The following is a 15967-nucleotide window of genomic DNA, read 5'->3' as shown; positions in this document are numbered from 1 at the left end:
CCTTTAATGGGGTGTTCTGCATACTGGATTTGTAGTTTGTAATAATAAATCAGTCGAGCGAGAGGCCTATGTTTGGCGATAACCCCAACGACACAGCGCTGCGTGCGAGCTGGGATGAATTCTGCGATCAGTTGAAAAGTGCGGGCGACCTCGTGTTCAGGGATGGAGCGCCGGCGCATGATATCGATCGCGCGAAGGGGTTGCGCCTGCTGGCCAGGAATGTCTCTCTAGCGCTGCAGTTTCACCTCGAAAACAACGATCCCGATTTCCCCGAGTTGCTGCATTACTTTGATCCGCTGCGCAAGCAGGGTGGGGATAACTCCGATGCGCTGTATGTGGGTGCACCGATCAATGGTGAGCACACCTACCGTATCAGCGGTACGCGTGGCACTGCGCGCTACTTTGCCGTTACTGTTGTTGAGAACGGCGCGACGCCTTGGGGCGGAGGAGTGGCGGGAAACCTGATTGACAGCGATATCAAGGTGGCGGCAGACGGAAGTTTCGAAATTTTCCTGAGTCCGCATGAGCATGCTGGAAACTGGATAAAGACGACTCCCGGGAGCTGGCGAGTAACCGTCCGGCAATTCTTTGCCGACTGGGAAAATGAAGCGCCGATGGTGGCCCGTATCGATCGCCTTGGTGAGTTGCAACCCAGTCCGGTATTGAGTGTGAACGAGCTTACAGTCGGGCTGGCGGATGCCGTGGCCTGGATACAGGATTCCACCCGATACTGGGCGCAGATGCTCGACAAGTGGAAAGCGCAACCCAACCATTTTCTCTCCTATCGTCAGCTCGATGACAACGCCATCGATGCCACTCCCGGCGGAGAGCCCCTTATCTGCTATTGGCAGGTGCCGGAAGACGAAGTGCTGGTGGTGCGGGTCACTCCTCCTGTGGCCAATTATTGGGCGGTGGAGTTCGGTAACTACTGGTGGGAAACGATGGATTACCGCTACCGGCTGTGCAGTACCAATTGCCATCTTGCCCAATTGGAAGCCGATGGAGAATTGTTACTGGTGGTTGCCCACGATGACCCCGGTTTACCTAACTGGCTGGACCCCTCTGGTCATCAGGAGGGTTATATCACTGTGCGCTGGATCGGTGCTACTGACTACCCTGTGCCGCAGTGTACGCAGATGAAGCAGTCGGACCTTGCTGCGTACCTGCCCGCCAATGTGCGTACCATCGCCGCTGCCCAGCGTGAGGAGCAACTTGCGGCGCGTCGACGCGGCGTGATCAAGCGCTTTGGCCACTGAGGGTTTGACGATGAGCGATTCCGACAGCCCGCTGTGGACGCCGCAGCCACATCCCGATTGGCTGGTGGCAATGAACCGCGAAGGCAGCTACCTCAATCTCGAGGCCGTGGTGCCGTTGGATGAATCATCGCTGCTGCATCATGCGTGTCGTGCTACAGCACTCAATGATTTCGGCGATGATATGTGGCGTGAGCCGTTTCGGGTGCTCATTAAATCACTGGAGGAGGAGGCACAGCTTACGCTGATGGGCCGCCTGATGGCCAGAAGCGACCTTATCCTGTGGTTGAGTACCCGACTGCAGGTGACGGAGACCCTGAAGCAACACCCGCAGATTCTGGATGAAGAAATTACCGCACCCATGGTCATTGTGGGCCTGCCGCGCTCGGGCACGTCGATTTTGTATGAGTTGCTGTCGCAGGACCCTGAGGTCGGTGTGCCCCTGATGTGGGAGGCACTGCAGCCCTGTCCCCCACCCGAAGCCAGCACCTACACCAGTGATCCACGAATTGAACAGGCGCACAATTTGTTCACGCAGTGGCAGCGTGTGGCACCCGAATTCGCCAGTATGCATGAAATGCGTGGCGATATACCTGCGGAGTGTGGTTTGTTGATGGCCGGTACGTTTATCAGCGACCACTGCGCTTCACTCCACCAGACCGGGAGCTACAGCGCCTGGTGTATGGAGGCGGACTATCGGCGGGTGTACGAATACCACAAAACCGTGTTGCAAATACTGCAGTGGAAAAATCCGCGTGGACGCTGGCTGCTGAAGGCGCCGGAACACCAAATGCATCTCGATACCCTGTTACAGGTTTACCCCGATGCCCGCATCGTGCAGACCCACCGTGATCCGATTAAATGCATGGCCTCGACTACCAGCCTTATGGGTACGCTGTATTACATGCGCAGCGACCAGCCATTCAATGCCGAGATGTTCGACAATATCATTATGGGAGGCGCGACAGCCCAGCGCCTGGAGCATGTCATAGAGCAACGGGAGTGGGGCATCGTACCTGCAGCCAATATCGCCGACTCGCGCTATCAGGATCTGATGGATGATCCGATGGCCTGTATCGCCGATATCTACGCTCACTTTGGGATGACTCTGTCCGTTGAGGCCCGCCAACGCATGCTGGACTACCTGCGGGACAAACCGCAGGGAAAATTTGGTCAGCACAATTATCAGGTGGATGCAGGTAAAGCCGGGGATAGGCCGCTGTTTAAGCGCTATCAGACCCTGTACAACGTTCCGGACGAATTGTAGTTTGGCTTCTGGATGTCAAAGCCCCGCAAACTCCTGACACATGAACCCCGTAAGTACCGAACCCCGGACCATCACCGCCGTTCCAAACTCACTGGATCGGACGGTCAGCCGGTAGCCCGGGCTTATGCATCACCTGAAATTGCACCTGTACTGTGACGGGAAAGTGTTGTAATTGTGACACCCGTTCCTTTCCGTCATAGCTGGCGCGAAATAGGTGTGGTGTCATTGACAGCAGCTGACGGATTTCCTGCTGGCCCAGTGGGGCCGTGGTGAATTCCAGTGTCGAGGCATTACCCTCGGCGAAGCCCGCGGCCACCGCATGCCTCACAAGCGCGGAGTCAGCTTGTTTGATACTGGGGTAGAGCACCTTGCGCAGTTCAATCAGGTGTTGTGGCCCCGCGCTTGCAAGCAGTAGTGTGCCACCGGGTTTCAGCACGGTATTGAACGACTCAAAAACAGGGAATCCGAACACGCTGAGCAAGCAGTCAACGCTGCCCGTTGCCAGCGGTATATTGCGATTGCTGGCGACAAGCCAGCTGGCTTCCAGTCGACGCGTGGCAGCCTGTGCTGCCCATTTGGATATATCGAAGCCGATCATTTCTGTCGTGACGGCGGTCTTCGGCTCCAGACGGTCGCGCAGTTGTTGCAGGTAGTAACCCTCGCCACAGCCGGCATCGGCGATGACTGCGCCGGTGCCCAGTAGCGGTGCTACGATAGCTGCGAGTTGCGCCGCGATGGGCTGGTAGTGGCCCTGGTTCAGGAAGTCGCGCCGCGCTATCACCATGGCTTTGCTGTCGCCGGGGTCACGGCTGCGTTTGTCCTGCGCGCCCAGCAGGTTGACATACCCCTGGCGGGCGATGTCAAAACTGTGCCCGTTGGCACAGCGCAACTGTTTGTCGCTTAACTCCAGCACCGCCTGATCCAGTGGGCAGCGGAGCTTGTCACTGTGTTTAAAATTCATCGGGTACGGTGCCGTGCGGGGTTGTCGAGGGTGTGACTAGTCACTGTAGCTGAGCCGAAAAATACCCCAGGATATCGTCCAGAGCCTCTCGCGTTGGGTGGCCCTGCTGATCGACAAAATCGATCGTGAGGACAGAGTGGCCTTTACCCGGCAGCGTGTGGGTGTGGATGCGCTGGTTGCCGTCCTCGTTAAACGCTCGCTCGATTGCGGTGTACTTGGCAGCGTTGCACAGCGGGTCGCCTTCAAAGCGATAGGCGTGGATGGGGGCGGTGGCATCAATGCGCTGGCGAATCCCTGCGATATCGTTGGCTGACATATGCAGCTCGCTGGATTTCATCAGGGGCATGGAGGGCTGTGAACTTACTGCGGCGAGCACACTGTCGTCACCCATAAGGGAAATAGCGAAGTTGCCTGTGAGGCACATACCGATCACGCCCACACCCCGGTGGCCACCCTGCGCTTTCACGTCACGGTACAGCGCTTTCAACCAGTCGACAATGGGACTGGAGCGATTTGCCTCAAACAGGCTGAGCTCCTTGCGCATACAGAACACTCTCACCAGATTGCCGGCCATGCTGATTTTTTCCAGCGGACCGAACAGGTGCGGCAGCACGACTTCGAAACCGTTGGCGACAAACTCATCCGCCAGCCGCAGGGTTTCCGGGCCGATGCCGGGCAGCTCCTGAATGATTACCACGGCGGCGCCGCTGCCGCGCTGGTAGACATCGTGGCTGATACGCTTGCCGGTTGAGGTGCTGGCGGTAAAGCGTGAGCGGCGGTAGTCGGCGATGGGGGTAAATGCCACACTCATGGGCGTACCTCGGGCGATGGTCTGGGTGTGGCGAAAGTATAGCGTGTTGCGTACCCGGCGGCTGCCGCCGGGCAGGCTTTATTGCATACGAAGAATTATCGTATTGCTAAAGTGCTCCATAAACCGCTTTTTCTCATCGAGTGTGGAGTGTTTTTTGCCCAGCGCATACTGAAACGGCGGCGCCACCGTACTTTGCAGGCCGTCACCCGACAACCGCATAAACAGATCCCTGTCCGGCGCCGCTGTAATTCCCAGCATCGCTTCAAAGGGGAGGTGACCGCGGTCGTACTCTTGTCTCAGGCTATCGAGTTTTTGCAGTAGCGGCGCGACCTCTTCGGGTGCTGTCCCCGCGCCGATGTAGCCCTCGCCGATGCGCGCAGCTCGGCGCAGAGCGATGTCGCTACTGCCGCCGATGTAAATAGGTGGATTTGTCTTCGGTGCCGGGCTCAACTGCACGCGCGGAAAATCGAAACACTGCCCGTGGTATTCCACCATCTCGCCGCTCCAGAGGGTGTGCATTACTTCAATCATCTCATCGGTTATTTTTCCGCGACGGTGGAAGTCGACACCGTAAATGTCGAACTCCTCCTTCATCCAGCCCACGCCAACGCCGAGTATAAAGCGATCGTTACTGAGAACTGCCAGCGTGGCAGCCGCGCGCGCAACCTCATGGGGATTGCGCAGCGGCAACACATAGACGCCGCAGGTGAAGTGCAGTTTCTGGGTAACCGCAGCCATCGCGGCGAAGATGGCGGTCTGGTCGGGGTATTCATCGCTGGGCTGCATCGGCGGCATGCCGTTGTCCGAGTACGGATAATCGGGTGCAATCGATTCCGGGTACACCGCATGGTCACCGCTCATCAAGCCGTGAAAACCGACCTCCTCGGCGAAGCGTGCTATTTCGATCAGTTGATCGGTTTCGGCCCAGGTGATGGCCTGCCAGAATTTCATTGTGCCTCCATGTCGGTGCCAGCCCGAAACTATCCCGCCCCTTTGCAGCCGTTGGCAAGAGCCGCTTCGCGCCCATCATTGGGGCGCTCTTCCTCTCGTCGCCGTGTACGCACTAAAGTGGCTCTCGCGGCACATTAAAATACGCTTCGTAGTCGCTGAATAGCGCCCGCAGTTCATCCTCTTGCATACCGGTGTTGGTCAGGCTGTACACATGTTTGCCGTGTTTGTCCGCCGGGTTGTCGTCGAGAAAGGCCTGCATCGCGGTGGCAGCACTGTCGGGTAAGGTCATGCCAAAGTGCTCGTAAGCACGCCGTACTGTGCCGACCTGGTCGGTCATGAAATCGCGAAAGTATAAATCGACTATCTGGTTGTCAGGCAGCAGGCCCGATTTGCGATAGGCCACCGTGTTGTTGTAGCCCTGCGCCAGCGCCTTCGCATAATAGCGAGTGACCCTGCCGATATCGGCGTGATCACTGGCCATGCCCTGCAGGTGGGCGGCGAGATTACTGGTGGATATGACGATCTTCACCGGGTCGCGGTGGGTCTGCACAAACAGGGCATCGGGGTATTCCCGATGGATGTGCTGCAGGTGCCACAGGTGTTGTGGCGACTTCAGCGCCCAACGTTTACCCGGTGCTTTCCACTGTAGTATCTGTAGAAAGCGGCGATGCCACTTCAGGGCAGAGCGCATATCGCTTTCTATCACCCAGCGGTCGTAGCTGGGTACAAAAAACTGCACGAAGTAAATCATCGAGGTGAAATCGTGGCTTGTCATGGTCACGCATTCCTGAGCTCGCTCTGCGCCCATGGGATGCATCTTCTTGAAGTCCGGTAACAGCTTGTCGACCTGATCGAGATCGGCCTGCGCCTGTGCGATGCGCGCATCGGTGCGATAGGTCGCTGCTTCCGGTGGCGGCAGCGGCCTGGCCGTCTCCCACGTCAGGGGGACGCGGTTGTCCTGGTCCATCACCAGCAGATCGTGAAAAATGGTGGTGCCGGAACGGGGTGGGCCGACGACAAAAATGGGGCGTTCTATTGTTTGTTCGGCGATTTCGGGGTGCTGTTTGAACAGCTCGACAAAGCCGAGCCGGTTTTCCAGTGTTCGTATAAGATCTCCTCTGGCAATCACTCGGCCCAGCAGAGACAAGTCGGCTTCTCTCTCCAGGCTCTCTAGCAGCAGTGCCAGTGGTTGGCGAAAGTCCTCTTCACCAAAATCCCTAAGGCCGGTGTTTTTCACTGCGGTCTGTAACAGCCTGTCGAGGCTGAGGTCGACCGGTTGGATGCCGATAGTGTTCGCACCCCGCCCTACGAGGTTCATCAGGCGCACGGGTAGCGGCAGAGGGCTGCTCATCTCAGTTTGTCAGGTCGGCCAATTTCACGACTTTTGCCTGCGGAGCCTCCACCTCACCGGTGACCAGAAAAAACCGCCAGAACACCATCCCGAACGGATTCCCCTCCGTGTCCAGCCAGTTGGGTTGGCCGGGATCGCTGTGCGACAGAATCATCCTGAAGCTGCCATCGGCTTCCAGTTCAGTTTGCGCGCGGTTCAGCGATACACTGCGGCTGCGATAATCCAGTGTCTGCTGGAAGCGGTTCCACAAGCAGACGTTGCCGAAGCGACACTCGGGCCAGCGGCCGGTAATCACCAGTGCCTCGTCCGGCCCGATGAAGAAAGGCGCCATGGAATAGTGGGCATCGTAGGCCGCCAGCCCGAAGTCTCCGGGCGGTATCGGTGTCGGGAATTCGTTGGGTGTGAGAGCAACAAACGGCGGCAGTGGTCCATTGGCCATCGGGGGCATGCCCAGTGTGCGGCTGCGCACTGCATTTCCTACGCGACGGATGCCGGCGGCAACACTGGCATCACAGGGCGGCTCGGGAAGCCCCTTGGCGGTGAGGCACTCGATACGTATACGCGGTTCCATCGCCGGGTCTTTGGCGGCGCACACGGCCTGTTCAAAATAGTGGCGTGTTGTCACGCGCGAAGCGCCCGGTGTCAGCGCGAGCCAGTTGCGCTCGCGCGGCTCGCCACCGAGATAGACGGTGAAATTACCGTTGCTGTCCAGTTCCAGTTGTTCGTCGTTAATCACACCGGCGGTGTTGCTCGCCATTAGGCCGTCTTCGGCGCCTTCTTCAATGGTCAGCGAAAAGTAGACCGCACCGTGCATGCTGCCGTGGATAATATAGGCGTGGTCGCCGCTGATCGGCGCGTCAAAATAGATCGCATCGGAGTTGTCACCAGTCAATTTCCGGCTGGGTGTGACGATGCGACGGAAGTCCGGTCGCGAGGCGTCCTGTTCGAAGTATCCCACCAGCGCCGTCTCCAGTGTATGCATCAGGGAGCGGTGTGAGGCGACGATATCCTCCGGGGAATTGAGATTCCACTCGGGCCCCGACCAGCGCGCATCGATTTCCTGCAGCAGGGCGATGAGTTCGGCCAGTGCCGTACGACTTTCAGTTTGTATGCTCATGGTTTCTCCGTGGCGTTGGCATCGGGGTTGTGGGCAGCTGCTGCAGCCAGATGCGGGTTGGTTCTTTCATAGGGAATATCGAAGCGCTGGCGGTAGAACATCAAGCGCTTATCGACCTGTTGTTCGTCCACACCGAAATCGGCAAGGCTGTACTTATGTGCGCCGTGTTTGTGCTGTCGGTTGCGATCCAGCCATGCCTGCATTCCGCGCTGTGCCTCACTGCTCAAGGGCATGCCAAGGAAGTCGTAAACGCCCTCCATTGCGCTACGCCAGTCGGCTGTGATGTCGGCGTACTGGATATCGTACTGGTTCTGCTGCGCCACCATCTCTTCGCGTACCTGTAGCGTCTTATGCAGCATGCGTTCAGTTTTGCTGAGCCACTCCGGCCCCAGCCACTGCGGCGTGATGCTGTCGCTGTCGCGTACCATCGCATTCCAGGCCGTGGAGCAGATCGAGCCGACACATTTGATCGGGTCGCGGTGTGAGCACACCAGTTTGGCATCGGGAAATACGTGCATCAGCGCATCGAGGTCCTGCATATGCTGGGGCGTTTTGAGCACCCAGGGTTTATCGTGCGGGTCGTCGCGAAACCAGGAGATAATTTTCATCAGCACTACCATATACTCGTAGGCCGCGTGCTGGTCGTGTGTCATCAGCCATTCGGCGAAGGAGGGAATCTTCGCCTGGATTTCAAAGATCTGGCTGGAAAAGGCGTGCTGCAGCAGACCGACTTCTTCCTCTACTTCGAACGTACCCAGTGGATGCGTTGCGGCTACCTGCGGGCTCATGTATAGCACTGCCTTCAATCCCTGATCGAGTGAGGTGATGCGCGGGTCAGTACGGCCCTCATTGCGGGCGGTGAAACACACCGGGTAGGGCACAGGGAATACCGATTCCCAGGACTCAAGGTGCAGGAAGTGCGGGTCGCTGGCCAGCAAGCGGTGCAGGCGGGTGGTGCCGGAGCGGCCGAGACCGACAATCACCACGGGCTCGACAATGCGGCGTTCGAGAATTTCCGGGTGGCGAGTGAGCAATTCGTGTGCGTACAGGCGGTGCTTGAGTAGCCGCAGGATATTGGTGCGGTTCATATAGCGACCGAGCGGGTTCAGGTCAGCCTCTTCCTCCAGCGCAGTAATCAGCAACTGCATCGGCTCGAGGAAGCTCTCGTCGCCAAAATCACGCAGGCCAGTAGCTTTGCGAGCCGCGGCGATCAGGGTGTCCCGATCCAGCGAAATTTTTGCCAACCCCAGTTTGTTCACGCTGCGCAGCGCTGTATTCAGCACGCGGATGGGGGTGCGGTGGTAGTCGGTAGCCTGCAGATGTGCTGTGCCGCTCAAGATCGTGTATTCCTTGTTATTGTTCCACTGTGGATGGGCGCTTTACGCTATTGGGCATTTAGTCGAAAATGTCTCATTCTTCCGCTGAGTACTCAAGGCTTGTCAGGTCAAATGACTGAACCCCGGGCAGATCCCGTGCAATTAATTGTCGATGCAGCCCGAAGTTGCTACCTCGCGAGCGGTATTGCGGCCACCGGCATGCAGGAGGTGGCTGATCACGCCGGCGTTGCCAGGTCCACCGTTTACCGTTATTTCCCCGGCCGCGATGACCTGCTGGTCGCGACGATCAAGTGCGAGATGGAGCAGCTGAATGAGGTGCTGCGCAAGCGCTTGTCGAAGTACCCAGACCCGGCGGATCAGGTGGTGGAGGGTATGATAGCGGCGATCAAGGAGGTGCCCAGACGACCCTTGCTGCGGGCTGTCTTTGCCTCTGATGAGGATAGCCGCGCGCGCCGTGCGATCTGGAATTCCGATGTCATTGTCCGTTTTGGCGAGGAGTTGATGGATCACGTTATCACCCCGGCCAGGGACGCCGGGTTGTTGCAGGATGCCGTGCGCCCGGAAGTCCTTGTTGAATGGGTGTATCGCCTGCTGCTGTCCTTCCTGACGCTGCCGAGTAACTGGATTCGCACCGATGCACAGCTGCGCGCTACGCTGCGCGCGCTGCTGGTGCCGGTGCTGTTGAGGTAGCCGTACCCGCTGCTGTAGCGGCCGCAATGATTTCATGCGCACAGTTGTAGCCGGGCAGAAATGTGACGCCAGGCCCGGGGTGACAGGATGCGCCGCACAGGTACAGGCCAGCCACCGGTGTGGTGTGGCCGGTGCCATCGATCAGGCAGCGTTCACCAATCATCTGGTTCGGGTGGAGCAGGCCGTGGGTCCAGTCGCCATTGGTTACGCCCTGCATGCTGGCAAAGTGGTCGGAGGAAAAAATCGCCTGATCAACGATCAGTGATCTGAAGTCGGGCATATGCACGCAGATATGCTCGATTATTTTCTCGGCCATCTGGTCGCGCAGTTTACCGCGTCTGGCTTTCTCCGCCTCACAGGGGAAATAGAAGCCATAGGCACTGGCGATATGGTGTCCCGAAGGCGCCAAACTGCTGTCCACCACCGTTGGTATCTGGAACGCCAGCGGAATATGCTCCGGTAATTCCCCGCGCCGGCAGGTTTCATAACTGCGTTGCAGTTGTTCTGGGTCCAGTACGATGGCACCGCCGAAGCGGGCACCCTCAATGCCGTTGAGTTTGTCAAGATGGGGGGAATAGGTCGGCAGGCCGCGCAACTTGAACAGCATGTGTACAAAGGCTCCGCGATGCGAGAAAGCGTCCACTTTCTGCTGCTCAACTGCTGTGAGTGCATGTTCTTCCAATAGCCGGTTGAAAGTAGCCTGTTTATCGAGGTTGGATACCACTGTATCAGCGTAGAGTTGTTCGCCATTTTTGAGCTCTACGCCCACGGCACGATTGTTCTCCACCAAAATTTTCACCACTGCCTGTTTCAGGCGCACCTCCCCGCCCAGTGTATTGATCTGCTCCGCCAGGCAATCTGACAGGCGCCCGATACCACCTTTTACGCGTTGCATCAGGCCCTCAGATCCCTCCTGTGCCATGGTGTAGATCAGGCACAGTCCCGAACCTGGGGAGTAGGGCCCCTTGTAGGTCGCCTGCACCGCAGCAAAGGCCATACTGGCGCGTAGCTCACGGTATTTGACCGCATCGGGGAAAAACTTGTCGAGGATGTCCATCGCAGAACCGTTGAAGGCCAGTTCCAGATGCTTACGCTGTTGTGGCGTTTTGGCCTCGGCGATCAGGTCTTCAAGTTTGCGCGGCGCCTGGCGCGCGGTGAAGCGGTCCAGCACGCGTGCCGGGTACTGGCAGAACTTCAAAAACCTGATAAAGCCCAGCATGCCGCCCACTCCGAAGGTCCGCAGCAGGTTGAATGACAGGCGCAGTGGGTTCTTGAAGATAATCAGGGGGCGCCCGTCAGCACCGACAAGGTTCACGGCCATGACCGGTAGCGGAATAAGCTCCACGCCGTGCGATTCGAAATCGAAGTAGTGTTTGATCTCGGCGGACAGTGGAAACAGGCAGCTGGCACCCACTTCATTGCGGCAGCCCTTGAGTATCTCGCGGGTGCCCCCCATGCCGCCGACAAAGTTGTTCTTTTCCAGCACCAGTACGCGTCGTCCTTCGCGGGCCAGTACCAGAGCCGTTGCCAGGCCATTGTGGCCGGCACCCACGATAATGCAGTCAAATTCCCCGGGTGAACGCCCGGTATTGGAAAACGGTTCAGTGTGCCTGGTCATACCCTTCTCTCCGCAATCAGGGCGGTGACTTGTACAGCCGCGTCATCGGACATATTATTAAAAATGTCCTATCCGGGCAAGCGTGTCTGGTTCGCATTGTCAGTCTGTTCACAAGGGGTTGGTATGGGTGTAGTCGATGGGGCGAGGATGGCTGGCATCGTTACAGTCGGCGGTTTACGGCTGCTGCGAGATGCGCTGGGAGACGTTGTCGGTACGAGTTTGCCGTACAGGGCATCGCAGGTGGCGCAACCCGCAGTGTTGGCGCAGCTTATCAATAGTGGTGCATTGTCTGCGGGAACGCAGCCCGTGACTATCCGTCATGTTGAACGCCTGCCCATTCCGTCGGTGAGCAGCAACTGCGAGAACCTGTTGCTCACTGTCGAGCAGGAGGGAGAGCAAATGCTGCCGCGCAGCCTGTTTGTCAAAATCCCTATGGCGTCACTGCTGACCCGCTGGTTCTTTACCGTCATCAATGCCTGGCAGCTAGAATCTCATTTCTTTCGCCACGTCGCGCACACCCAGCCTTTGCGCACGCCTGTCACCTATGCCACCCGCTGTCAGGGAACGCGTTTTTACCTGATACAGGAAAACCTGCGTGAGGACCCGGGCGTACAACTTTTCACCAATCCCGATATGATGGCCGGCGCCCCGCTGGACCTCGCCTATCGCTGCCTCGATGCCTTCGCGCGTCTGCACGCCTGCCACTACGGGTTGAGTGCGACGGAGCGCGAGAAGCTTCTGCCTCTGCGATATCATCTGTTTCTGTCGCCACGTATGGGGCTTGCAGCCCGTATGTTAAACCGGTTGGCACTGCAGCCCACCATGAAAAAGCTGCCGGGCTTTATTCCGCCAGAGGTGGAACAGGCTTATAAACGCTCCATGGAGAACTGGGATGCACTGCTGCAGTTCTGGTTTTCCGGTCCGCTGTCGCTGCTGCATGGTGACAGCCATCTGGGCAATTTTTTTGTATCCGGTGACGACATGGGCATGCTGGATTGGCAGGCAGCTCACTGGGGCAAGGGTATCCGCGATGTGCAGTATTTCCTGATTGATTCTCTGCCCGCTGAAACATTGGCAGTCAACGAGCAGGATCTTGTGGCGTACTATGTGCAACGGCGAGCGCATTATGGTGAGGCGATAGACCCGGAACAGACGTGGCAGGAATACCGCAGTTTCACCTTTCACTCCCTGATGACCATCGCCGTGTCCATCGGTTTTGGGGCACTCAATTCCGAGCAGGATCAATTGATGGCCGAAGTCCTGCGACGTACTGTGGCAGCAGTGCAGCGAGTCGACTACGCCGGCTGGCTAGCAGACTACCTCGCCGCCGGGAAGCACTGACTTTTCCCGTGCCTGCATGCCAGACGGCGCTGGTGTGCGTTGCGGTCGGCATTTTGTTTAAATGATCACACACTGTGATGTCCGGAGTGGCTGGTAAGCACGGATTTTCAATTCAGGAGCCCGATGCATGAAAGCGGTACGTTGTTGTGACAAGCAAGTTCGAGTGGTGGATGTACCGACACCCGACGGGGAGGGTGTCATTGTCGCTATGCGCTCGGCAGGTATTTGTGGCTCCGATCTGCACATGGTGAACGCTGGCTTTGATCTGCCCTCTACGCTGGGGCATGAAGTGGCGGGCGTGCTGCGTGATGGCCGCGCGGTAGCGCTGGAGCCTGTAGCGCCCTGCGGTCACTGCGATATGTGCTTGTTGGGAGATTACAGTCTGTGTCGGCTCAGTGCGGGTATGGTTTACGGCGTCGGCCGCGATGGCGGCATGGCCGAGCAGATCATAGTGCCCTCACGCTGTATCGTGCCGTTGCCGGACAATGTCAGTGCATCCGATGCCTGTTTGGTGGAGCCCCTGGCGGTGGCCGCACATGGCCTGCGAATGCTGAACATCAATCCCACCAGCAGGGTTGCAATCATTGGCGCGGGAGCGGTAGGACTGGCGGCGGCTGCCTGCCTGACGCCGCATGTCGATACCGTGGATATCGCTGCCCGGCACGCGACCCAAATGGTGGCTGCAGAGCGCATCGGGGCGGGGCTCGGTCCCTCTGGTGAGTATGACTTTGTCGTGGAGTGCGCGGGAAATTCCGCCGCGCTGGAACAGGCGGCGCGTTTGTGTAAGCCGGGCGCGACCATTTTGCTGTTGGCCACCTACTGGGAGGGCGTCACACTCCCGGCCTTTGAAGTGTCCATGAAGGCATTGAAGATTGTCGCGTCCTTTATGTACGGCCGGCACGGCTTGGTGCGCGATGTTGATATTGCCGCTCAGTTACTCGCACAGCGTCCCGAATTACCAGATATTATGATTACTCATCGCCTGCCGCTGGATGCGGCTGCAGAGGCATTTGTGATCGCCGCGAACCGGGAGGCGGGAGCGATCAAGGTTGTGCTGGAGCCGTGAATGCATAATTGTTGATGTGACTCAGAAATTGATTCTCATTTCTTTGCTATTATGTACTCGCTGACGTAAAAGGTATTCAAGGTATACAAGGAAGCAGTGATGCCCAGCAGAATTCTTATCGTCGATGACCACCCAATCATACGCGATGCCCTTGTGGCATCGCTGGTCTCTCTGCGCATATTCGATAGCGTCGAAACGGCGGCATCCTTTCAGGAACTGCTGGAAAAACTGGAGCGTGATGAAGAGTATCAGTTACTGGTACTCGATCTCAGTCTGACCGATGTCTCCGGTGCTGATGGCATGCTGTACATTCGCGAACACTATCCGGCACTGCCGGTGGTTATTTTCTCTGGTAACGACGGTGTCGACATCGTAGCGCAGTGCTTTGAGAATGGTGTACACGGGTTCGTATCGAAAAATTCTCCCATGCAGGTTTTTGTCAGCGCTATTCGCATCGTATTGGCGGGAAGCACCTATATCCCGCCCTCGGCTGCAAGCCTGATGGGGTTCGAGTCCAATCAGACCGCCGATGCCGAGCTGTTGCCGACACAGGAACAGGAACAGGTTCGTTTCACCCCCAAACAGCAGGAGGTGTTCGAACAACTGATACAGGGTGTTCCCAATAAGGTGATCGCCAGGCGTCTGAATATGGCCGAGGGGACGGTAAAAACGCATTTGCACGGCATCTACCAGCTGCTGCGGGTTGGCAATCGCGCGCAGGCAATACTACGCGCGCAACAACTTCAAATTATCAAGTGAGCGCCTGGTCACCGGCGGGTACGACGGGTAGATGAAAGGTGAACTCAGTGCCCTTGCCCACTATTGAAGTCATCTGCAGGTCTAGGCCAAGGGCCGTATTGATTCTATCGACAATGGACAGTCCCATGCCTCTGCCGGCGATATCGGAGTCAGTCTGCTGAAGGCGCACAAACTGTTCAAAAACAGTCTTTTGATGTTCTGGCGCGATGCCTCTGCCGGTATCCGATATCTTGAACTCAACGCGCTCCCCTACTGCGGACGCACAACAGCGAACTGCGCCATAGTCGGTATAGTGCACCGCGTTGGCCAGCAGGTTGCGCAGTAAGCGCAGCAGTAGATCAGCGTCGGTCCTGACAGTGACGGCATCCACCGTAAGCTGCCAGTCAAGGTTGCGGTTTTTGCATTGCTGAGAGAACTCATTATCGATCCGCCGGGAGAATTCGGCCAGACAGAACGTGGTCGGGTTGAGCTCAAAGCGACCGCCCGGAAATTTTTCCATGTCCATCAGGGCATCGAAATGCTCTGACATCTGGTTGATGTTGTCCCGCTGGTTGCGTAACACAGCGGCGATGGATTCGGGAGGTTCTGACATTAACAGCGTGTCGGTGAGAATGCCCAGGGCATACAGCGGCTGCTTGATGTCGTGACTGGCTGCAGCCATGAAGTAGGCCTTGGCATCGTTCGCGGTTTGTGCGTCGAGTAACGCCTGCCGGGTGTTGTCCTGTTCAGTTTTCAGCTGTTCCAGCAACTGGTCTTTTTCGAAGCGCATCAGCACACTGTCGCGAAATATGCGTGACCCCTGAAGTACCAGTAAGACCATTAACGACATCGCGAGTAGCATACTGACCCCTATCGAAATGCCGATACCACCTTGAAGCAGCCAGAATACTGCTACCTCGCCGATCATAACGGTCATGGAGAGGATGAAGCTGGGAAAGTCAGAGAACAGGTTGGACATCACGCCGATTGACCAGATGACCACAATCAGCGTCATGAACAGGGGCAGTATAAACGGATCTTCCGCTGTGGGCTGCATAATCCAGATACCCAATCCTACCATCGCCTGATTCACGATGCTGCTGATCCTCAGTGCCCAATCTGTCTTGCGCAGCGCCATCGCAGAGAGCGTATCCAGCTTCGGCTTAATGCGTCTGGAGGCATAGCTTCTCGTCGCTACCAGCGTGAGGATGGGGGTCGCCCAAAGCGCAATAGCGCCATACGATGCGCCGTGGGCGAGAAGAAAAGGAATGAACAGTAAAATCGCAAATGCCGTGGAAAAAATAGAAACCGGCGCCACGGTGATCCGCGCGCGAATGGATTCGCGCAAAACAATCATATCGCCATGATTCAAAGTCTGTAGCATAGGATTATTTACGGGTATCTCCGCCAGGTGTCGTTGTTTCTGCTACATTCGAAAGGTGCTGAGGTTCCAAAGCGAATCGTCA

14 protein-coding genes are annotated in these 15967 nt (G+C 57.4%); 6 read left to right on the top strand and 8 right to left on the bottom strand.

From position 1 onward, the window contains the following. The first annotated feature begins 68 nt into the window (after positions 1–68). Both AC0L6S_RS11005 and AC0L6S_RS11000 read left to right on the top strand, forming a co-directional pair. The gene (locus AC0L6S_RS11005; RefSeq protein WP_473423955.1) at positions 69–1256 is read left to right on the top strand and encodes a DUF1214 domain-containing protein; all 1188 of its coding nucleotides are present in this window, start codon (positions 69–71) and stop codon (positions 1254–1256) included. Positions 1257–1266: 10 nt separating this feature from the next. Beyond that, the gene (locus AC0L6S_RS11000; protein WP_473423954.1) at positions 1267–2520 is read left to right on the top strand and encodes a sulfotransferase family protein; all 1254 of its coding nucleotides are present in this window, start codon (positions 1267–1269) and stop codon (positions 2518–2520) included. Positions 2521–2608: 88 nt separating this feature from the next. Here the strand turns inward: AC0L6S_RS11000 and AC0L6S_RS10995 are convergent, their stop codons facing one another. From AC0L6S_RS10995 to AC0L6S_RS10970, 6 genes are all read right to left on the bottom strand, one after another. Then, positions 2609–3481, bottom strand: a complete 873-nt coding sequence (locus AC0L6S_RS10995) for a putative RNA methyltransferase (protein WP_473423953.1) — start codon at positions 3479–3481, stop codon at positions 2609–2611. Positions 3482–3521: 40 nt separating this feature from the next. Next, complete coding sequence (locus AC0L6S_RS10990) at positions 3522–4292, bottom strand: dienelactone hydrolase family protein (protein ID WP_473423952.1); 771 nt, start codon at positions 4290–4292, stop codon at positions 3522–3524. A 78-nt stretch (positions 4293–4370) separates the two neighbouring features. Beyond that, entirely contained in the window at positions 4371–5243 is an 873-nt protein-coding gene (locus AC0L6S_RS10985; RefSeq protein WP_473423951.1) for a TIGR03619 family F420-dependent LLM class oxidoreductase, read from the bottom strand. 112 nt (positions 5244–5355) lie between these two features. After that, complete coding sequence (locus AC0L6S_RS10980) at positions 5356–6594, bottom strand: sulfotransferase family protein (protein ID WP_473423950.1); 1239 nt, start codon at positions 6592–6594, stop codon at positions 5356–5358. A gap of 1 nt (position 6595) precedes the next feature. Then, positions 6596–7711 (bottom strand): DUF1214 domain-containing protein, encoded by a 1116-nt coding sequence (locus AC0L6S_RS10975; RefSeq protein ID WP_473423949.1) that lies wholly within the window; start codon positions 7709–7711, stop codon positions 6596–6598. Further along, positions 7708–9048 (bottom strand): sulfotransferase family protein, encoded by a 1341-nt coding sequence (locus tag AC0L6S_RS10970; RefSeq protein ID WP_473423947.1) that lies wholly within the window; start codon positions 9046–9048, stop codon positions 7708–7710. The genes AC0L6S_RS10975 and AC0L6S_RS10970 overlap by 4 nt, the downstream gene beginning before the upstream one ends. 111 nt (positions 9049–9159) lie before the next feature. Between AC0L6S_RS10970 and AC0L6S_RS10965 the strand changes: the two genes are divergently transcribed. Next, positions 9160–9738, top strand: coding sequence for a TetR/AcrR family transcriptional regulator (locus AC0L6S_RS10965; RefSeq protein WP_473423946.1), 579 nt, complete (start codon positions 9160–9162; stop codon positions 9736–9738). Here AC0L6S_RS10965 and AC0L6S_RS10960 read toward each other — a convergent pair. After that, the gene (locus AC0L6S_RS10960) at positions 9698–11356 is read right to left on the bottom strand and encodes a phytoene desaturase family protein (protein WP_473423943.1); all 1659 of its coding nucleotides are present in this window, start codon (positions 11354–11356) and stop codon (positions 9698–9700) included. The two genes, AC0L6S_RS10965 and AC0L6S_RS10960, sit on opposite strands and share 41 nt — an antisense overlap. 123 nt (positions 11357–11479) lie before the next feature. Between AC0L6S_RS10960 and AC0L6S_RS10955 the strand changes: the two genes are divergently transcribed. The 3 genes from AC0L6S_RS10955 to AC0L6S_RS10945 all read left to right on the top strand — a co-directional run bounded on the left by AC0L6S_RS10955 (position 11480) and on the right by AC0L6S_RS10945 (position 14522). Then, positions 11480–12697: a phosphotransferase gene (locus tag AC0L6S_RS10955; RefSeq protein ID WP_473423941.1), complete on the top strand. Its 1218-nt coding sequence runs from the start codon at positions 11480–11482 to the stop codon at positions 12695–12697. A gap of 127 nt (positions 12698–12824) precedes the next feature. Then, positions 12825–13763, top strand: a complete 939-nt coding sequence (locus tag AC0L6S_RS10950; RefSeq protein WP_473423940.1) for a zinc-dependent alcohol dehydrogenase — start codon at positions 12825–12827, stop codon at positions 13761–13763. 99 nt (positions 13764–13862) lie between these two features. Continuing rightward, positions 13863–14522, top strand: a complete 660-nt coding sequence (locus AC0L6S_RS10945) for a response regulator (RefSeq protein ID WP_473423939.1) — start codon at positions 13863–13865, stop codon at positions 14520–14522. Here AC0L6S_RS10945 and AC0L6S_RS10940 read toward each other — a convergent pair. Next, positions 14515–15858 carry a sensor histidine kinase gene (locus tag AC0L6S_RS10940; RefSeq protein ID WP_473423937.1) on the bottom strand — a complete coding sequence of 448 codons (1344 nt, stop codon included), beginning with the start codon at positions 15856–15858 and terminating at the stop codon, positions 14515–14517. The two genes, AC0L6S_RS10945 and AC0L6S_RS10940, sit on opposite strands and share 8 nt — an antisense overlap. Between the last annotated feature and the right edge of the window lie 109 nt (positions 15859–15967).

Source organism: Halioglobus sp. D3-4 (assembly GCF_055809315.1).
The sequence above is the reverse complement of the archived record's forward strand: the minus strand, read 5'-3'. Positions and strand labels throughout refer to the sequence as shown.